Origin of the sequence: Sphingobium aquiterrae (assembly GCF_037154135.1) — a bacterium.
Taxonomy (GTDB): Bacteria; Pseudomonadota; Alphaproteobacteria; order Sphingomonadales; family Sphingomonadaceae; genus Sphingobium; species Sphingobium aquiterrae.
In genome coordinates this window covers 44,926-63,364 of the sequence record NZ_JBANFL010000012.1, presented here as the reverse complement: position 1 = coordinate 63,364, position 18,439 = coordinate 44,926, and the positions used below count along the sequence as shown (strand labels likewise).

17 protein-coding genes are annotated in these 18,439 nt (G+C 65.9%); 12 read left to right on the top strand and 5 right to left on the bottom strand.

Translation table 11 applies throughout. The features are described 5' to 3' along the window. The first annotated feature begins 48 nt into the window (after positions 1-48). Both WFP78_RS13955 and WFP78_RS13950 read left to right on the top strand, forming a co-directional pair. Entirely contained in the window at positions 49-1,056 is a 1,008-nt protein-coding gene (locus WFP78_RS13955) for an aspartate carbamoyltransferase catalytic subunit (RefSeq protein ID WP_336963380.1), read from the top strand. Between the two features lie 160 nt (positions 1,057-1,216). Continuing rightward, a complete protein-coding gene (locus tag WFP78_RS13950) occupies positions 1,217-2,440 on the top strand; it encodes a dihydroorotase (protein WP_336963377.1) in 1,224 nt (407 codons plus the stop codon). 44 nt (positions 2,441-2,484) lie between these two features. Here the strand turns inward: WFP78_RS13950 and WFP78_RS13945 are convergent, their stop codons facing one another. From WFP78_RS13945 to WFP78_RS13935, 3 genes are read right to left on the bottom strand one after another with little or no spacing between them, the layout of a single operon-like run. After that, positions 2,485-3,891 (bottom strand): SPOR domain-containing protein, encoded by a 1,407-nt coding sequence (locus tag WFP78_RS13945; RefSeq protein ID WP_336963374.1) that lies wholly within the window; start codon positions 3,889-3,891, stop codon positions 2,485-2,487. Then, positions 3,888-4,520 (bottom strand): hypothetical protein, encoded by a 633-nt coding sequence (locus WFP78_RS13940; protein ID WP_336963371.1) that lies wholly within the window; start codon positions 4,518-4,520, stop codon positions 3,888-3,890. Before WFP78_RS13940 ends, WFP78_RS13945 begins: the two co-directional genes overlap by 4 nt. 14 nt (positions 4,521-4,534) lie before the next feature. After that, complete coding sequence (locus WFP78_RS13935; protein WP_336963580.1) at positions 4,535-5,254, bottom strand: ParA family protein; 720 nt, start codon at positions 5,252-5,254, stop codon at positions 4,535-4,537. 205 nt (positions 5,255-5,459) lie between these two features. On the opposite strand from WFP78_RS13935, the gene WFP78_RS13930 reads away from it, so the two are divergent. After that, positions 5,460-6,524, top strand: coding sequence for an SPOR domain-containing protein (locus tag WFP78_RS13930; RefSeq protein WP_336963368.1), 1,065 nt, complete (start codon positions 5,460-5,462; stop codon positions 6,522-6,524). Between the two features lie 276 nt (positions 6,525-6,800). On the opposite strand, the gene serB is transcribed toward WFP78_RS13930, so the two are convergent. Then, positions 6,801-7,682, bottom strand: a complete 882-nt coding sequence (gene serB, locus WFP78_RS13925) for a phosphoserine phosphatase SerB (RefSeq protein ID WP_336963365.1) — start codon at positions 7,680-7,682, stop codon at positions 6,801-6,803. On the opposite strand from serB, the gene miaA reads away from it, so the two are divergent. The 9 genes from miaA (at position 7,681) to WFP78_RS13880 (ending at position 16,729) form a co-directional block, all read left to right on the top strand. Next, positions 7,681-8,625, top strand: coding sequence for a tRNA (adenosine(37)-N6)-dimethylallyltransferase MiaA (gene miaA / locus WFP78_RS13920; RefSeq protein ID WP_336963362.1), 945 nt, complete (start codon positions 7,681-7,683; stop codon positions 8,623-8,625). The genes serB and miaA overlap by 2 nt on opposite strands. Positions 8,626-8,731: 106 nt before the next feature. Beyond that, positions 8,732-10,477, top strand: a complete 1,746-nt coding sequence (locus tag WFP78_RS13915) for an acetolactate synthase 3 large subunit (protein WP_336963360.1) — start codon at positions 8,732-8,734, stop codon at positions 10,475-10,477. Positions 10,478-10,531: 54 nt separating this feature from the next. Beyond that, complete coding sequence (locus tag WFP78_RS13910; RefSeq protein ID WP_336963358.1) at positions 10,532-10,882, top strand: hypothetical protein; 351 nt, start codon at positions 10,532-10,534, stop codon at positions 10,880-10,882. Beyond that, positions 10,882-11,397 (top strand): acetolactate synthase small subunit, encoded by a 516-nt coding sequence (ilvN, locus tag WFP78_RS13905; RefSeq protein WP_336963356.1) that lies wholly within the window; start codon positions 10,882-10,884, stop codon positions 11,395-11,397. The genes WFP78_RS13910 and ilvN overlap by 1 nt, the downstream gene beginning before the upstream one ends. Positions 11,398-11,497: 100 nt before the next feature. Then, entirely contained in the window at positions 11,498-12,517 is a 1,020-nt protein-coding gene (ilvC, locus tag WFP78_RS13900) for a ketol-acid reductoisomerase (protein ID WP_336963353.1), read from the top strand. Positions 12,518-12,550: 33 nt separating this feature from the next. Further along, on the top strand, positions 12,551-12,679 hold the full coding sequence (locus WFP78_RS13895; RefSeq protein ID WP_336963350.1) for a hypothetical protein: 129 nt from the start codon (positions 12,551-12,553) through the stop codon (positions 12,677-12,679). A 158-nt stretch (positions 12,680-12,837) separates the two neighbouring features. After that, a complete protein-coding gene (locus WFP78_RS13890; RefSeq protein ID WP_336963347.1) occupies positions 12,838-13,449 on the top strand; it encodes a YceI family protein in 612 nt (203 codons plus the stop codon). 387 nt (positions 13,450-13,836) lie between these two features. Further along, the gene (gene leuA, locus WFP78_RS13885; protein ID WP_336963344.1) at positions 13,837-15,513 is read left to right on the top strand and encodes a 2-isopropylmalate synthase; all 1,677 of its coding nucleotides are present in this window, start codon (positions 13,837-13,839) and stop codon (positions 15,511-15,513) included. 253 nt (positions 15,514-15,766) lie between these two features. Next, positions 15,767-16,729 (top strand): NAD(P)H-dependent flavin oxidoreductase, encoded by a 963-nt coding sequence (locus tag WFP78_RS13880; protein ID WP_336963340.1) that lies wholly within the window; start codon positions 15,767-15,769, stop codon positions 16,727-16,729. Positions 16,730-16,977: 248 nt separating this feature from the next. Here the strand turns inward: WFP78_RS13880 and WFP78_RS13875 are convergent, their stop codons facing one another. Beyond that, entirely contained in the window at positions 16,978-18,429 is a 1,452-nt protein-coding gene (locus WFP78_RS13875; RefSeq protein WP_336963337.1) for a S41 family peptidase, read from the bottom strand. Positions 18,430-18,439: the final 10 nt, after the last annotated feature.

Here is an 18,439-nt window from a genome sequence, read left to right as displayed (position 1 = left end):
AACAGGCCGGCTTGAGCTTCCCGCGGCCCTGCCCTAAAGCCTGCGCTCATGCCCGATCCCCATTCGATACCCGCCCTTGCCGGCCAGACCGGCGACCTGACCGGGAGGGCGCTGTTTCCGCACCGCCACCTCCTCGCCATCGCCCCGCTCAAACCCTGGGAAATCCGTTTCCTGCTGGACGAAGCCGAGCATTGGGTGGCGGTGAACCGGGGCGGCGCGCGCAAGCATGAGGCGCGGCTGGATGGCCTGACGCAAATCAACGCCTTTTTCGAGAACAGCACCCGCACGCTCCTGTCCTTCGAGATCGCGGGCAAGCGGCTGGGTGCCGACGTCGTCAACATGCATGCCGCCACATCGAGCGTGAAGAAGGGCGAGACGCTGATCGACACGGCGATGACCCTGAACGCCATGCGCGCCGACGTGATCGTCATCCGCCATGGCAGTTCGGGCGCGGTGCGGTTGATCGCGGACAAGGTCGACTGCCCGGTGCTGAATGCCGGCGACGGCTGGCATGAGCATCCGACGCAGGCGCTGCTCGACGCGCTGACCATCCGTCGGCGCAAGGGCGGGTTCGAGGGGCTGATCGTCGCCATCTGCGGCGATGTGCTGCACAGCCGCGTGGCGCGATCCAACATGCTGTGCCTTGCCGCGCTGGGCGCGCAGGTGCGCGTGATCGCGCCACGCACCTTGATGCCCGACGCTGTCGAGATGCTGGGCGCCACCCCCTTCACCCGCATGGACGAAGGGCTGGAGGGCGCCGATGTGGTGATGATGCTGCGCCTGCAGAATGAGCGGATGGACGGGGCCTTCATCCCCTCCCCGCGCGAATATCATATGCTGTATGGGCTCACCCCCGAGCGGCTGGCCAAAGCCAAGCCCGATGCGCTGGTGATGCACCCTGGCCCGATGAACCGGGGGGTGGAGATTTCCAGCATCGTCGCCGACAATCCGGAGCGGTCCGCGATCACCGAGCAGGTGGAGATGGGCGTTGCCGTGCGCATGGCCTGCCTGGACGTGCTGACCCGCAGCGCGCGTGGCGTGGAGGGCTGGGCATGAGCTTCTCGTTCCCCGATAGCCGAGCCCTCTTCCCGTTCGCCCCCGGATCAAGTCCGGGGCAGGCTCTGAGCCTGTCGAAGGACTGTACTCCGCTTCAAAAGAAAGAACGGGGCTCCGACAGGCTCAGCCCGAACGGTTTCCCTAAAGCGGAGGCCAACCGATGACCCGCCTCGCCATCATCAATGCGCGCATCGCCGATCCGGCAGCCAGTCAGATCACGCCCGGCACGATCCTGATCGAGGGCGACCGCATCCTTGCCTCCGGCACCGTCGATGTGCCCGCGGATGCCGGGACGATCGACGCCGCCGGCCTGATCGTTGCGCCGGGCATTGTCGATCTGGGCGTGTTCAGCACGGACAAGCCGGCCTTTCATTTCGGCGGGATCACCCGTGCGGCGCTGATGCCCGACCAGTCCTCGCTGCTCGATGACGCCGGCCTCATCCGCCAGGCGACGCGCGCGGGGAAGCCCGATTTCTGGGTGCATCCCATCGCCGCCGCCACGCGCGGGCTGGCCGGCACGGAACTGGCCGAAATCGGCATGATGCAGGCGGCGGGCGCGAAGGCCGTGGGCACCGGGCGGCAATGGATCGCGGATTCGGGCGTCATGCTGCGGGTGCTGGCCTATGCCAGCGGGCTTGGCCTGACCGTCATCGCCCATGCAGAGGATGGCGGCCTTTCCAGCAAGGCGGTGGCGACGCGCGGCGAGACGGCGACCCGCCTTGGCCTTGCCTCCGCCCCGGCCTGCGCCGAGGCGATGGCGATCGCGCGCGACATCATGCTGGCGCGGGAGACCGGCGCGGCGATCCATTTCCGCATCGTCTCGACGGCGGCGGGCTTCGACCTGATCCGCGCGGCGAAGCAGGAAGGGCTGCGCGTCACCTGCGGCATCAGCCCGGCCTATCTGTTCCTCTCCGACGCGGCCGTCACCGATTTCCGTACCTTCGCCCGCCTCTCGCCGCCGCTGCGCAGCGAGGAGGACCGGCAGGCGGCGCTGACGGCGGTGGCCGACGGCACCGTCGACGTCATCACCTCCAGCCATGATCCGCGCGGACCGGAGGACAAGCGCCTGCCCTTCGCGGACGCCAGCCCCGGCATGGCGGGCGCGGAGACGCTGCTTGCCCTGTCGCTCAATCTGGTGCGTGACGGGCGGGTGACGATGAACCGGCTGATGGCCATGCTCTGCGCCAATCCGGCGCGGATATTGGGCGTGAATGCCGGCGACCTCATCCCCGGGCATGCCGCCGACCTCATCTTCATCGACCCCGAAACGCCATGGATCGTCGATTCGGGCAAGATGGCGGCGGCGGCGGGCAATACCCCGTTCGACCGGCTGCCGGTACAGGGCCGGGTCCGCAAAATCATGAAGGGCGGCCAGTTCCTGTAAAGGAGCCGCCGCCCTTCCGGGGTGAGAATGGAGAAGGCGCGCGATCAGCGCATGGCGATCTGCCTGCCCATGAACTTTGTGCTCTTGAATTTTGCGGCGGCCCAGTTCTGAACCTTGGCCTCCGGGCCGGTCTGCCGCACGAAGCAGTTGCCGCCACGGCTGCGAATCTTCGCGCACATCTGGTCCGCATCGGCGCGGCCGGCAAAGCCGGACAGGGCCAGGCGATGGTAGAGCCTGCCGTCCACCGTCACGGTGCTGTTCACGGGCTGGAAGCCGGAGAAGCTGGAACGCGCCATCATCTGCCACTTTTCCCGGGCGATGGCCGCACTGTCATAAGCGCCGACCTGAACCACCCAGTTGCTGGCGCTGTTCGTGATCGGCCGGATATAGGCGACTGTCTGGATATGCGCGGTGAGCCGCATCGCCCTGGCATAGGCCCGGCCAATCTGGGCGCGGCCAATCGGCGCGGCTTCGCGGGCGGGCGTGGGATCGGCGGCGATCAGCGGCGCTTCCACAGCGGCCGCGGCCGGTTCCGCGCGGGCCATGGCAACGGCCCTTGGCGCAGCCTCGGGTTCAGCGTCCGGCGCCGCTTCAGATGCAGTCTCCTGCGCGATTTCGGGGGCCGTCGCCGGCGCTTGCGTTTGCGCGACCGCGATCTGGACCAGGGACTGATCGACCAGCGCCAGCTGCTGCGGCAGGCCGGGATCGGCGATGCCGGCCTTTGCGCCGATCAGCGCGGCGACCCGATAGGGTTCCGCACCGGCCTCGGCCGTCTGCGCCCACATGGCGACACGCTGGGCGGCAGCAACCGGGGCCAGGTCCGCTTCCGCCATCATCCGCGCGTCGCGCCAGCGGCCCGCCAGCGCATAGGCATAGGCCAGGTTCTGGCGCGCCTTGGCGCCCGCGCCCGGCTCCTGGATCGCATGCGAGAGGATGCGCACGCCTTCCAGCGGATCGCCGGCCATCGCCATGGCAAGGCCATAGTCGGAGGCAGGGATGACATCCATATGTTCGGCCAGCAGGTCGCGGGCGCCCGCGGGCTCTCCGCTCGCGACCTTCGCCAGCGCCAGGCTGACGATCGTCTTGGCGTCGACCGCGCCCAGCGTCATCGCGTCGGACAGCGCCGTCTTCGCCGAAGCGAAACGCCCGGCGGCAAGATAGGCGCGGCCCAGCAGCACGCGATAGCCGGCTTCACGCGGCGTCATGGCCACAACGGCCTCCGCCGCCTGCACCGCGGCGACCGCATCCTGTTTCGCCAGCGCGCGTTCGGCCGATGCCGCAAGCTCGCCCGCCTTGCGGTCGGGATTGGCCGTGCTGGCGATGCGCGACTGCGTGGCATTGCCGCTGCATCCGGCAAGGGTCGTGGCGACGATCAGCGAAGATGCCGCCATTCTCAGAAAGGCATGGCTTGTCACGGTCCGGTCCACCTTGTGATTGCTTGCATTCGTCATTGGGCACCTTCGCCCGGCACATGGCTCGCCAGCGCCTCGATATCGGGTTGGCGCTCCAGATATTCGTCCAGGGCCTGCGTCACGATCTGCTGCGCGGACCGGTTGCCGACCGCACAGGCCAGCCGCAGGCGCAGATGCCGTGCCGGGTCCAGCCGCAGCGTGAAGGCCGCCTTCGCCTTGCGCAGAATGCCTTTGGCGACCGGCGCCCTGACGCGCGCGACAGGCGCAGGAGCGGCCTCAACCGGCAAGATCACTTCCACCGCGACATGCGGGGCGGGCTCTGCTGCGACAGGCTCCACCGCGACGGGCGGGGCAGCAACAGACGATGCAATCACGGGTGCGATAACTGGCGCCGAAACGCGCTGTTCCAGTGCGCGGCGTTGTTCCACCACCTGCGGAATGGGCTGGGCGGCATGCGGCATCGGCGTCAGGCCGACAACCGCCATGGGATCGCTGTAATGCGTATCCTCTTCCCCCATGTCGTTCCAGCCAAGATCGTCCTGGCCGTGCATGGCGGAAAGGTCGCCCGCAAGGCCGCCGAACACCTGACGGCGCATGGCCGGCTTTGCCCCGCCCTTGCGGGCCAGCAGTCCGGAGGTGAGCGAAGAGAAGGGTTTGGGCTCTGCCATTGGTTCAACCCCCTTCACTGGCCAACGATGCGACGGCCAAAGCCGCCGAGCGGGCGCGCTGCGCCGGCCGCTACCGCGCCATGCTGCGGCACGGCGAAGACGGTGCGGCGGAAATTCTTTTCCAGCCGGTCCGAGACATAGTTCCACAACTGCACGACCTCATTGGCCGACCGGCCGTTGGGATCGACTTCCATCACCGTGCGCCCGTCGATCATCGACGCGGCGAAATCGGTGCGGTGGTGCAGCGTGATCGGCGCGACCGTGCCATGCTGGGAAAGGGCGACGGCGGCTTCGGAGGTGATCTTGGCCTTGGGCGTGGCGGCGTTGACCACGAAGATCAGCGGCTTGCCCGCGCGCTCGCACAGGTCGACGGTGGCGCCCACGGCGCGCAGGTCGTGCGGGCTGGGGCGGGTCGGCACCACGATCAGTTCGGCGACGCTAATAACACTCTGGATGGCGACGGTGATCGCCGGCGGCGTATCGATAACGGCCAGCTTGAACCCCTGTTGCCGCAGCACCTCCAGATCGGCGGCCAGCCGCGCGACGGTGGTCTGGGCAAAGGCGGGATAATCCGCCTCGCGCTCGTTCCACCAATCGGCCAGCGACCCTTGCGGATCAATGTCGATCAGGACGACGGGGCCAGCCCCTGCCCTCTGGGCCTGAACGGCCAGATGGCCTGACAGGGTGGTCTTTCCAGAGCCACCCTTCTGCGATGCAAGAGCCAGTACGCGCACGCCATCCCCCCAAAGGAAATCCGGTAATATCGCCATGGGTGCCATGCCGCCGCCTAAGATTTGGTTAATCGGCCCGAAGCACATCGGCACGGCATGTCCGGGGGCGGAAAGATCCTGCAGGAGAAAGCATCACGGATAACGCAATGTTAAGTATATTGGTGTTTCTGCAAGACTGATATTGAGGCGTTGTATTGGAGCGCGATCCATGAAGCATATCTGTTCAGGCTGGACATTGGCGCTGGGCGTTGCCGTCGCCGCGATGAGCGTGCCGGCACTTGCCGATGTGAAGGCGGGCGTCGATGCATGGGCACAGGGCGACTATGTGAAGGCCGTCACCGAATGGCGCCCGCTGGCCACGGCCGGCGATCCCGATGCGCAGTTCAACATGGGGCAGGCCTATAAGCTGGGCCGGGGCGTGCCCGCCATCGACGTCAATGTCGCGCTCGACTGGTATCGCAAGGCGGCGGCGCAGGGGCATCTGCGCGCGCAGGACAATTACGGCCTGCTGCTGTTCCAGCAGAGCAAGCGCGCCGAAGCGCTGCCCTATATCCAGAAATCCGCCGCACGGGGCGAGCCGCGGGCGCAATATCTGCTCGGCACCGCGCTGTTCAACGGCGACATCATCGCCAAGGATTGGCCGCGCGCCTATGCGCTGATGACACGCGCGTCGGCCTCCGGCCTGTCCCAGGCCGCCGACAGCCTGAAGCAGATGGACAATTTCATCCCCGCCGACCAGCGGCAAAAGGGCCTGACCCTCGCCGCCGACATGGAACGCAGCGAAAAGACGGCCCTGCTGGCCGCCACGCAGCCTGTGCCCAATCCGGCCGCCGGTGCGCCGGTGGTCCGGGAAACGCCGCGCCCGGTAAAGGCTGCGCCGCCCCCGCCATCCGAGGTCGCAAGGCCGCCGGTGAAGACCGCAACGGCGGCGCCGACGCCACCAGCCAAGCCGGCCCCCAGGCCCGCCGCCACGCCCGTGCCGGCAAAGCCCGCTACAGCCACCACCCCGGCCCGCGCACCCGCCCCGGCTCCAGCCCGCACCGGCAACTGGCGTGTTCAGCTCGGCGCGTTCAGCGACGACGCCCGCGCGAAGACGCTGTGGTCCAGCCTCAAGGGCAAGGTTTCGGGCCTGTCGGGCTATCAATCCTATCTTGAGAAAGCCGGGAACGTCACCCGCCTGCAAGCCGGCCCGATCGCCAGCCAGGCGGATGCGGAAAAGCTGTGCCGGGCGATCAAGGCTTCAGGCGCGGACTGCATTCCCAAGAAGATTTAGGGGCGAACGGAACCATAATCTTTTGTCATTCCCGCGAAGGCGGGAATCCATCTCCTAACATTGCACGATAAGGTCAGGTGCGGGAGATGGATTCCCGCCTTCGCGGGAATGACAATTGTGGCTCGCCTCACACGATCCATCTTCATTTCGGCCCATCTTCATTTCGGCCCGTCTTCATTTTGGCAAATCCGCGCATGAAAAGGCGCGAGAAAAGACGGTGCCCGATCAAAGACGATCAGAATATCATGGCATGAACGCAACGCGGAATAACCAACCCTACTCCGCCACCCACGCCGCCCGTGCGATGCCCTGCGCGTAGAGCAGCACCGAAAGATCGCCATGCACCACCTCCGCATGGGCGGCGGCGCGGGTCTTTTCCTTTGCATGATAGGCGACGCCAAGGCCGGCGGCGCGGATCATGGGAATGTCGTTCGCGCCATCGCCCACGGCGAGGCTGAGCGCCGGATCGATGCCGAGGTCGGCAATCGCCTGCTCCAGCTCATGCTGCTTGCGCGCAGCGTCGACAATAGGCGTGCCGACCAATCCGGTCAGCCGCGCGTCGGCGATCTCCAGCACATTGGCGACAGCCCGGTCGAAACCGATCTCGGCCGCCACGGGCTCGGCAAAGCGGGTGAAGCCGCCCGACACCAGCACCGTGCGCGCGCCCCGCGCCCGCATCGTCCGGATCAGCGCCTTGGCGCCGGGCATCAGCCGCACGCGTTCCTCGCGGCAGCGGTCGATCATCGCTTCATCCAGCCCGGCGAGCAGCGCCACGCGGCTGCGCAGCGCTTCGGCAAAGTCCAGTTCGCCGCGCATCGCCCGCTCGGTCACTTCGGCGATCTGCGCCTTGATGCCGGCATAGTCGGCCAGTTCGTCGATGCATTCGACGGTGATCATGGTCGAATCCATGTCCGCGACCAGCAGCCGCTTGGCGCGCGTCGCTTCGGCCTGGATGACGACATCATAGCCCATCCGCGCCGGCGGAATGGCCGCGCGGGCCGCGACCGGATCGGTGGCGAAGGGGATGTCGGCGGCAATGCCCTCGTCAATCCAGCGCATCGCGCCGGGCGCGCAGCCGGCCGCCGCCAGCGCATCATGCGCCGCTGCGATTTCCCCCTGCCCCAGCATCGAGCTTGCCACTAAGGTCGCGACGAACATGAACACTCCCGAACCGATATCAGGCGAATCCCGTCCGCCGGTCGCGCTTATTGCCGGGCCGACCGCCAGCGGCAAGAGCGCGCTTGCCCTCGCGGTGGCAGAGGCGACCGGCGGCACGGTCATCAATGCCGACGCTAGCCAGGTCTATGCCGACCTGCCGATCCTCTCCGCCGCCCCTACCCCGGAGGAGATGGCGCGCGCGCCGCACCGGCTCTTCGGCCATATCGACGGGTCGCTGGCCTGCTCGGCCGCGCGCTGGGCCGCCGATGCACGGGCAGAAATCGCCGATGCCCATGCTCAGGGGCGCCTGCCGATCCTTGCCGGCGGCACCGGCCTTTATATCCGCACGCTGCTGGACGGCATCGCGCCGGTGCCGGAGATCGACCCGGAGATACGCGCCGACGTCCGCGCGCTGCCGGTGGCGCAGGCGCATGCCGCCCTGGCCCGTGAAGACTCGCAGGCCGCCGCCCGGCTCAACCCAGCGGACAGCACCCGGGTCGCCCGCGCGCTGGAAGTGGTGCGGTCGACCGGCACCACGCTGGGCCAATGGCAGCAGCGCAAGATGGGCGGGATCGGCGACGGCATCACGCTCACCCCGCTGCTGCTGCTGCCGCCGCGCGACTGGCTGGTGGCGCGCTGCGACATGCGTTTCGAAGCCATGGTCGATGGCGGCGCGGTGGACGAAGTGCGCGCCTTGATCGCGCGCCGGCTGGCCCCCGACCTGCCGGTCATGCGCGCCATCGGCGTGCGGGAGATCGCGGCATGGATTGCCGGCGACATCGATCGCGACACCATGGTGGAACGCGGCCGCATCGCCACCCGGCAATATGCGAAACGGCAATATACCTGGTTTACCAATCAGCCACCGCCGGACTGGCGGCGGGAATATGGAATGATTGATAACAAGACGGCGGTAAAATTAGCAAGAATATTTCACAAATAATGGTTGACACGTCATTTTGTGACGCGTAGTGGCGTCCGCCTTGCCTTCGCCCATGGCTTGTCCCAAGGGTCGCGGCAAACCTGTTTTTATGATGAAGGAATGGCCCGTGGCCGAATTGAGCGGCGCGAACATCTTGTGCGAATGCCTGGTCGATCTGGGTGTCGAAGTCGTGTTCGGATATCCGGGCGGCGCGGTGCTGCCCATCTACGATGCGCTCTACAATCATCCCAAGATCAAGCATGTGCTCGTGCGCCACGAACAGGGCGCGACGCACATGGCGGAGGGCTATGCCCGCTCGACCGGCAAACCCGGCGTCGTGCTCGTCACCTCCGGCCCCGGCGCGACCAATGCGATCACCGGCATCACCGACGCGCTGATGGATTCGATCCCGCTGGTCGTCATCACCGGGCAGGTCGCGACGCATCTGATCGGCACGGACGCGTTCCAGGAAGCCGACACCGTCGGCCTGACGCGCCACTGCACCAAGCATAATTATCTGGTGAAGTCGCCCGCGCGCCTCGCGCCGGTGCTGCATGAGGCGTTCCATATCGCCACGTCCGGCCGCCCCGGCCCCGTCGTTGTCGACATCCCCAAGGATGTCCAGGTTGCGACCGCGCCCTATGCCCGGCCCGCGCCGCTGGAGCATCCCAGCTATCGTCCGCAGGTGAAGGCCGATGCCCGTGCGATCGATGCAGCGGTCGAGATGATCGCGGCGGCCGAACGCCCGATCCTCTACACCGGCGGCGGCATCATCAATGCCGGGCCGGAAGCGAGCATGTTGCTGCGCGAACTGGTGGCGCTGACGGGCGCGCCCGTCACCTCGACACTCATGGGTCTGGGCGCCTTCCCCGCCTCCGCGCCGGAGTGGCTGGGCATGCTGGGCATGCACGGCACCTATGAAGCGAATTTCGCGATGAACCGCGCGGACCTGGTCGTGTGCCTGGGCGCCCGTTTCGACGATCGCGTGACCGGGCGGCTGGATGCGTTCAGCCCCAGCAGCAAGAAAATCCATGTCGATATCGACCGCAGCTCGATGAACAAGACGGTCGAGGTCGACCTGCCCATCCTGGCGGATGTCGGCAGCGCGATGGAAGACATGATCGCCCTGTGGAAGCAGCGCGGGCACAAGGCCGCCGACCTTTCCGAATGGTGGGCGCGGATCGAGGGCTGGCGCGCGCGCAAGAGCCTGGACTATCCCGAGGATAGCCAGGACATCATGCCCCAGCGCGCCATTGCGGACCTGTTCGCGGCGACGCGCGGCAAGGATGTCATCATCTCCACCGAAGTCGGCCAGCATCAGATGTGGGCGGCCCAGCATTTCCATTTCGACGCGCCCAATAAATGGCTGACGTCGGGCGGGCTGGGCACCATGGGCTATGGCCTGCCGGCCGCCATGGGCGCGCAGATGGGCAATCCGGACTCGCTGGTCGTCTGCATCGCCGGCGACGCATCGGTGCAGATGAACATCCAGGAACTGGGCACGGCCAGCCAGTACCGCCTGCCGGTGAAGATCTTCATCCTCAACAATGAATATATGGGGATGGTCCGCCAGTGGCAGGAACTGACCTATGAAAGCCGCTATTCGAACAGCTACAGCGATTCCCTGCCGGATTTCGTGAAGCTGGCCGAAGCCTATGGCTGGACGGGCATCCGCATCGAAGGGCCGCAGGATCTGGAAGCGGGCATCCGCCGGATGCTGGACACGCCGGGCCCGGTGATGGTCGATTGCCGCGTGGCCAAGCTTTCCAACTGCTTCCCCATGATCCCTTCGGGCGCGGCGCATACCGAGATGCTGCTTGACCCGAGCCATGTATCGGGCAGCATGACGGACGAGGCGAAAGCGCTGGTCTGAAATCCCGCGCGATAACCAATCGCCGGGGGAGGGCCAGAACATGGCGGCAGGACAATGACCGCGCATCTCAAATTGCGCATCCGCGTCAGCGAACCATGGGATTTCGAACGGCAAACCGGCTTTGAAGACCTGATCGGCTGGACGGTCGATCATGTGGACGACATGAATGAGGAATGGGAAGTGACACTGGACGAGGGCTTTGAATATCACGACCGGCGGATCGGCCGCCTGCTCGTGAGCCCGCGTTATGTGGGCGAAGCGCTCGCCCGCGTGTTCGACGCCATTGCCGGCTTCCCCGTCCGCATCGCCCATCGGCAGGACGGCGGCTGGCATTACGCCTTCACCGGCATGATGGCGCTGCGGCATGACGACACCACGCCCGCGCAGGACGAAAGCAAGGACTGATGCATATCAAGGAAGAACAGAATGAGCGGCATGTCCTGTCGCTGACGGTTTCGAACGAGGCGGGCATATTGGCGCGGATCGCGGGCATGTTCACCGCGCGCGGCTATAATATCGACAGCCTGACCGTGGCCGACATCACCCAGGACCATATGATCAGCCGCATCACCATCGCCACCAACGGCCCGCCCAAGGTGATCGACCAGATCATCGCGCAGCTCGACCGGCTGGTGCCGGTCCACAAGGTGACGGACCTGTCCGCCAACGGCCCCTATGTCGAGCGCGAGCTGGCGCTGGTGAAGGTGGCCGGCACCGGCGAGGACCGGATCGAGGCGCTGCGCCTGGCCGACGTGTTCCGCGCCAAGGTGGTCGACACCACGATCGAGAGCTTCATCTTCGAGATCACCGGACCGACCGACAAGATCGACACCTTCGTCAGCCTGATGCGCCAGATCGGCCTGGTCGAGGTTGGCCGCACCGGCGTCGTCGGCCTCATTCGCGGCAAGGAACCGATCTGAGCCGTTCCCGGCGCCCGATCCGGGCATCGAGCCTTCCATTCCACCACCCTCCATCCTAACCACCCCCCGTCGCTGTGGGGGACCAGAAAGGAATATTGTCATGCGCGTTTATTATGATCAGGATGCCGATATCGGCCTCATCAAGGGCAAGAAGGTCGCAATCGTCGGCTATGGCAGCCAGGGCCATGCCCATGCCCAGAACCTGCGCGACAGCGGCGTGGCCGAAGTCGCCATCGCCCTGCGCCCCGGCTCCGCCAGCGCGAAGAAGGCAGAGGGCGCCGGTTTCAAGGTGCTCGCCAATGCCGACGCCGCCCAGTGGGCCGACGTGCTGATGATCCTGGCGCCCGACGAGCATCAGGCCGCGATCTATGCCGACGACATCCACGCCAATATGCGCCCCGGCGCCGCGCTCGCCTTCGCCCATGGCCTCAACGTCCATTTCGGCCTGATCGAGCCGCGCGCCGACATCGACGTGTTCATGATCGCGCCCAAGGGCCCCGGCCACACCGTGCGCAGCGAATATGTGCGCGGCGGCGGCGTGCCCTGCTTGATCGCCATCCATCAGGACGCGACCGGCAATGCCCATGACGTTGCCCTCTCCTACGCCAGCGGCGTTGGCGGCGGCCGCTCGGGCATCATCGAGACGACGTTCAAGGAAGAGTGCGAGACCGACCTGTTCGGCGAGCAGGCCGTGCTGTGTGGTGGCCTTTCCCACCTCATCACCGCCGGTTTCGAAACCCTGGTCGAAGCGGGCTATGCCCCCGAAATGGCCTATTTCGAGTGCCTGCACGAAGTGAAGCTGATCGTAGACCTGATGTATGAGGGCGGCATCGCCAACATGCGCTACTCGATCTCGAACACCGCCGAATATGGCGACATCCACACCGGCCCGCGCATCATCACCAGCGAGACCAAGGCCGAGATGAAGCGCGTTCTGGAAGACATCCAGGCCGGCCGCTTCGTCAGCCGCTTCGTGCTGGACAATCGCGCCGGCCAGCCGGAACTCAAGGCCGCGCGCAAGCTGGCCGCCGCCCATCCGATCGAGCAGACCGGCGCCAAGCTGCGCGCCATGATGCCATGGATCGGCGCGAACAAGCTGGTGGATCAGGAAAAGAACTGATCGGCCTATGCTTTCCACACAAGCAGCATGACGATGGACCTTCTGGTCTTGTTCATTCTGGCGGGGGCGGCATCCATTGCCGCCCCCTTCTTGTTTCGGCAGAGCCCGCGCACGACGCGCCTGGTGGGCTATTCCGCCAATCTGTCGATCAACCGGCCCTGAAACGACGCCCGTCGGCGAACGCAGGACGAAGCGGCATCTGCGGGCGATGCCGGACTGGAACGATCCGTTTCCTGTTTCGCATCTGGAACAAGTCCGGGGCGCCACCTATTCCATGACGGCGTTTCGATGTTACTGTTCATCCCAGAGAGGAGACCCCTATGCGCAAATATCTGATTCCGGCGGCCGTCGCGATCGTCATGGCCGGCAGCGCCACCCTTTATGCCCAGGGCGGCAAACCCGGATCGGCCGATCCGTCGAAAGTCACTGGCGGCACCTATATGGTCGATGGCGGCCATACCCAGATACTCTTTGCCTATGACCATATGGGCTTTACCAACAATATGGGCGTGATCGCCGGCCCCACCGGCACGCTGACGCTGGACCCCAAGAACCCGTCCGCCGCCACCGTTTCGGTCGAGTTTCCGGTCGCCAACATCCGCACCGGCGTCCCCGCGCTCGACGAGCATCTGATGAAGCCGGAATTTTTCGACGGTGCCAAATTCCCCACCGCCAAGTTCGTTTCGACCGGCGTGAAGGTTGAGGGCACCACCGCCGACATCACCGGCAACCTCACCATCAAGGGCATCACCAAGCCGGTGACGCTGGACGCGCAATTCTATGGCGCCGGCGCCAGCCCGATGAACAAGAAGGAAAATATCGGCTTCTCGGCGACCACCGCGGTCAAGCGCAGCGACTTCGGCATGACCATGGGCGTGCCGATGGTCGGCGACGAGATCGAGCTGAAGATCGTCGCAGCCTTCCAGAAGTGACCTGACACAGGCGGCAGCACGGCCGGCAATGCGCCTTTCGGCGCCGCTGGCCGTGCTGCCGCTCTTTTCAGCGCCGTCCGATGGGCCTCGACCGCACGCCTTCCCGCCGGCCTGAGCACGCTTTCCAAAAGCCGCATATTCCCGCAAAAAACGACATATTCGGCAAGAAGCGACTGGACGCGGGGCAATGTTTGCCGCTAAAGGCAGGCCATCATGCAGCGCGCGCTTTTCCCCCTGCTACGACTTACACGCCCTTGGGCGTGACGATCGGTGCTGCCCTGTGCGGCGCACCCGACGCCTGAGGGCACCTTTCATCGACAAGCCGTGACAATCGGGCCCAGGCACCCCATGTGTGCCGCGCCCGCTCAAGCAGGACTACCCGTTTCCATGATGCTGACTGATCCTTCGCAGAAATATCGGCCTTTTCCGCAGGTCGATCTGCCCAACCGCCAATGGCCATCGCGCACCATCACGCAGCCGCCGCGCTGGCTCTCCACCGACATGCGCGACGGCAACCAGTCGCTGATCGACCCGATGGACGCGGAAAAGAAGCAGCGCTTCTTCGACCTGCTGATCCGCGTGGGCGTGAAGGAAATCGAGGTCGGTTTCCCCTCCGCCGGCGCGACCGAGTTCGATTTCATCAGCGGCCTCGTCCAGCGCGGGCGCATTCCCGACGATGTCACCGTGCAGGTGCTGACCCAGGCCCGGCGCGACCTCATCGAAACGACCTTCCAGAGCCTGAAGGGCGCGAAGCAGGCCATCGTCCACGTCTATAACGCCGTGTCGCCGGCCTGGCGCCGCATCGTCTTCGGCATGGAGCGGCCGCAAATCAAGCAGATCGCCATCGATGCGGCCAAATGGCTGCGGGACGAGGCGGCCAAGCAACCCGACACCAACTGGCTGTTCGAATATAGCCCGGAAACCTTCTCCACCGCCGAGCTGGATTTCAGCCTGGAATGCTGCGAAGCGGTGATGGACATCCTGATGCCGACGCCCGAACAGCCGCTGATCCTGAACCTGCCCGCGACGGTCGAGGCGGCAAGCCCCAACATCTATGCCGACCAGATCGAATGGATGTGCCGCCATATCAGCAAGCGCGACAGCGTCGTCATCTCGCTCCATCCGCATAACGACCGCGGCACCGGTGTCGCGGCGGCGGAGCTGGGCCTGATGGCCGGCGCCGACCGCGTCGAAGGCTGCCTGTTCGGCAATGGCGAGCGCACCGGCAATTGCGACCTCGTGACCGTCGCGCTCAACATGTACACGCAGGGCGTGGCCCCGGGGCTGGATTTCTCGGACATTGACGAGGTGATCCAGACGGTGGAATATTGCAATCAGCTGCCCGTCCACCCGCGCCATCCCTATGCCGGCGAACTGGTGTTCACCGCCTTTTCCGGCAGCCATCAGGATGCGATCAAAAAGGGGTTCGCCGCGCAGGAAGCGCGCAACGACCTCATCTGGGACGTGCCCTATCTGCCCATCGACCCCAAGGATCTGGGCCGCGACTATGAAGCGGTGATCCGCGTCAATTCGCAGTCCGGCAAGGGCGGCGTCGCCTGGGTGCTGCAACAGGACAAGGGGCTGAAGCTGCCCAAGCGCATGCAGGCGGATTTCAGCCGCGTGGTGCAGGCGCTGGCCGACGAGAGCAGCCGCGAGCTGAATGCCGCCGACATCTGGGGCGCGTTCGAGCGGCATTATCATCTGGGCGCCGATCAGCCCTACAAGCTGGTCGACTATCAGGAGAGCGGCGCGGCGGGCGACCGGGTGTTCGTGGGCAAGATCGGCTTCGAGGGTGGCGAACGCTCGATTTCCGGGCGCGGCAACGGCCTGATCTCAGGCGTGCTGGCGGCCATCCGCGACGAACTGGGAATCGCGCTGGAGGTCGCCGATTATAGCGAACATGCAATCGGCGCGGGCACAGATGTGAACGCCGCCGCCTATGTCGAATGCCGCGCGCCCGATGGCACGACGATTTTTGGCGTGGGCACCGATACGGATGTCGCTACGGCATCGGTCAAAGCCGTGCTTTCGGCCGCAAACGCCTTTGCCGCGCGCATAAAATAGCGCTGGACGAAGGCCGGGAGCCGGGTAAACCGGCGCTGTTCAGCCGTGCAGCCTGAACGCGATGGGACAGGATCGGGGCGTTGGCCCGGCTAATCGCCGCAGCCACGCCCCCGATCCGCCGATATGCGCAAGACCGCCGGCTAGAGCGGTTTCCGTTTACACGGAACCGCTCTCGATTTTTCGATGCCGCAATTTCCGAGCCGCTGGGAGATTCCGCCCAACTCGAAATTGCTCCAAGAGGAGAGCCTGACCGATGTCCCTGCCCTCGCCGCTGTTCGACCGCCTGCGCCTGCCCGTCATGGGATCGCCGATGTTCATCGTGTCGGGGCCGGAACTGGTCATCGCCCAGTGCAAGGCCGGTATCGTCGGCAGCTTTCCGGCGCTGAACGCACGGCCCCAGGCACAGCTTGGCGAATGGCTGCACCAGATCACGCAGGAACTGGCGGCATGGGACCGGGACAATCCGGACAGCCCCGCCGCGCCCTTTGCCGTCAACCAGATCGTCCACCGCTCCAACGGCCGGCTGGAAGAGGATATGGCGACCTGCGCGCAGTGGAAGGTGCCGATCGTCATCACATCGCTGGGCGCGCGGGAGGATGTGAACCATGCCGTCCATGGCTGGGGCGGCATCACCTTCCATGACGTGATCGACAACCGCTTCGCCCACAAGGCCATCGAAAAGGGTGCGGACGGGCTGATCCCCGTCGCGGCCGGTGCGGGCGGCCATGCCGGCCCCTTCTCGCCCTTCGCCCTGATGCAGGAAATCCGTGCATGGTTCGACGGGCCGGTCGCCCTGTCGGGCGCGATCGCCCATGGCCGCTCCATCCTGGCGGCGCAGGCATTGGGCGCCGACCTCGCCTATATCGGCAGCGCCTTCATCGCCACGACCGAAGCGAACGCCGTGCCCGATTACAAGCAGACCATTGCCCAGGGGCATGCGAGCGACATCGTCTATTCAGCCTATTTCACTGGCATCAAAGGCAATTATCTGCGCCAGTCGATCCTCAAGGCCGGGCTGGACCCGGACAACCTGCCCGAGGGCGATCCGGACAAGATGAATTTCGGTTCGGGCGGCGATCATGCGACAAAGGCGTGGAAGGATATCTGGGGGGCGGGCCAGGGCATCGGCGCCGTGACGAAGGTGGAAAGCGCCGCCGACCGCATCGCCACCCTCGCCGCACAATATGCCAAGGCGAAGGCCGCGCTCTGCGGTTAGGCGCATCGTGCTCCTACGAAGGCAGGAGCTTGTCATCTCTTTTGATCGCGGTGCTGGCCAGGGCGTCGGCACGCTACCGACCGCATCGCCACCCTCGCCGCCAATATGCCAAGGCGAAGGCCCCCGCGGTTAAGCGTCGCACTTGGCGCATCGTGCTCCTGCGAAGGCAGGAGCCCAGAGCCATTGTAGCGTAACATCACCCTGGGTTCCTGCCTTCGCAGGAACATGTCGCCCCCGTTGTCGCAACGTCAGAACAGGCCGGGCACTTCCCGCTGCGCCGTGCCGGGGCGTTCCGGCGTCACCAGTTCCCGCCGTCCCTCGCCCAATACACGGGAAGAGAGCGTGCCCGCAATCGGCGTGCAGCTGCGCCCGGCAAGGAAATCCAGCGCCTGCCGCGTCGATGCCTCACGCGGGTCGCCCAGCGCATAGCCGATGTCGTCGGATGCCTGGCAGCTCGCCTTCACCGTGCCGGCAAGGCCGTCATAATAATTCGCGTTGCCCGCGCTGTTCTGCGTCGCAAAGGCGATCACGCGCAGCCGGTCGTCACAGGCCGGGCGGTCGATGGCGATCTGGCCGACGGGCTTGCCATAGGTATTGGCGCCGATCAGCCCCGCATTATTGTTCAGATAAGGGATGAAGGCATTGATCACCAGTTCGCTGGCCGATGCCGTGTTCCCCCCGCCGATGAAGGCGATGCGGGTGGGCGCGACCGATTGCGGCTGCGGCGCAAAATAGCTCGTCTCATTCTCCGCGCTCTTTTCCGGGCGGAAAGTGAGACGCGTGAAGATGTCGGTGGTCGCGCGATTGGCGCCGAGCAGATTGCCCATCAGCTCCGCCACCGAAACCAGCCCGCCGCCATTATAGCGCAGGTCCACGATGATCTGCGTCACCCCCGCCGCGCGGAAACTTGCAAAGGCGTCACGCAGGGCCTGCTCCGCCGGGGTGATGAAGGTGCGCAAATTGACATAGCCGATCCGCTGCCCGCCATCGTCGATGATCTTCGCGCCATAGCGGTTGGACACCGGCAGCAGGGAGAAATCCGCCTTGGTCACGCTGACATTGCGTACGCCGGTTGCATCGGCAATGCGCAGCACCCGCGTCGTGCCGGTCGTATCCGGCCCCAGCGCGTTGACGACCGCCTGCAGCCCGCCCGATGCGGTGAGCGCGCTCACCGTCTGCAGATTGGCCGATGTGGTGCCGATCGCCAGGATTTCCGCGCCCCGGTCTATGCCCGCGTTCAACCCCGGCCCATTCTCGAACGCTTCGATCACGAACAGGCGGGTCTGCGACGAATCGGTCGCGAGCCTCAGACCCAGGCCGACATTCGAACCCGAGGCATAATAGGCATCCTCATCCGCAATGGAGGTGAGATAGGTGAAATAACGGTCCCGCCGCTGCGACCGCGCGGTGGCGGTCAGCGCGTCGATATAGGCGTCCACGCTCGCATAGGGCGTGGGGTCGAGCGCCGTCGGCAGGGTTTCAGGGAAGAGATACCATTCGTTGAGCTGCGCGGCCGCCCAATCCTGCCGCTCCCGCACGGAACAGCCCGCCATCGGCGTGGGTGTGGGGGTTGGCACGGGTGTGGGAGTCGGCGTGGGCGTCGGAGCCGGGCTGCTGCCGCCCGATCCCCCACCCCCGCACGCGGTCATCATGGCGATCACGCCCGCCATCAGCGGCATCAGCCGTATCTTGCTCTTCATGCCCTTTTGT

Excerpts from the sequence above, each read along its gene's own strand:
- miaA (WP_336963362.1), top strand. The coding sequence starts at position 7,681 with ATGAACACTCCCGAACCGATATCAGGCGAATCCCGTCCGCCGGTCGCG.
- WFP78_RS13950 (WP_336963377.1), top strand. The coding sequence starts at position 1,217 with ATGACCCGCCTCGCCATCATCAATGCGCGCATCGCCGATCCGGCAGCC.
- leuA (WP_336963344.1), top strand. The coding sequence starts at position 13,837 with ATGATGCTGACTGATCCTTCGCAGAAATATCGGCCTTTTCCGCAGGTC.
- WFP78_RS13945 (WP_336963374.1), bottom strand. The coding sequence starts at position 3,891 with ATGACGAATGCAAGCAATCACAAGGTGGACCGGACCGTGACAAGCCAT.
- ilvN (WP_336963356.1), top strand. The coding sequence starts at position 10,882 with ATGCATATCAAGGAAGAACAGAATGAGCGGCATGTCCTGTCGCTGACG.
- WFP78_RS13890 (WP_336963347.1), top strand. The coding sequence starts at position 12,838 with ATGCGCAAATATCTGATTCCGGCGGCCGTCGCGATCGTCATGGCCGGC.
- ilvC (WP_336963353.1), top strand. The coding sequence starts at position 11,498 with ATGCGCGTTTATTATGATCAGGATGCCGATATCGGCCTCATCAAGGGC.
- WFP78_RS13875 (WP_336963337.1), bottom strand. The coding sequence starts at position 18,429 with ATGAAGAGCAAGATACGGCTGATGCCGCTGATGGCGGGCGTGATCGCC.
- WFP78_RS13940 (WP_336963371.1), bottom strand. The coding sequence starts at position 4,520 with ATGGCAGAGCCCAAACCCTTCTCTTCGCTCACCTCCGGACTGCTGGCC.
- WFP78_RS13955 (WP_336963380.1), top strand. The coding sequence starts at position 49 with ATGCCCGATCCCCATTCGATACCCGCCCTTGCCGGCCAGACCGGCGAC.
- WFP78_RS13880 (WP_336963340.1), top strand. The coding sequence starts at position 15,767 with ATGTCCCTGCCCTCGCCGCTGTTCGACCGCCTGCGCCTGCCCGTCATG.
- WFP78_RS13930 (WP_336963368.1), top strand. The coding sequence starts at position 5,460 with ATGAAGCATATCTGTTCAGGCTGGACATTGGCGCTGGGCGTTGCCGTC.
- WFP78_RS13895 (WP_336963350.1), top strand. The coding sequence starts at position 12,551 with ATGGACCTTCTGGTCTTGTTCATTCTGGCGGGGGCGGCATCCATTGCC.
- WFP78_RS13910 (WP_336963358.1), top strand. The coding sequence starts at position 10,532 with ATGACCGCGCATCTCAAATTGCGCATCCGCGTCAGCGAACCATGGGAT.
- serB (WP_336963365.1), bottom strand. The coding sequence starts at position 7,682 with ATGTTCGTCGCGACCTTAGTGGCAAGCTCGATGCTGGGGCAGGGGGAA.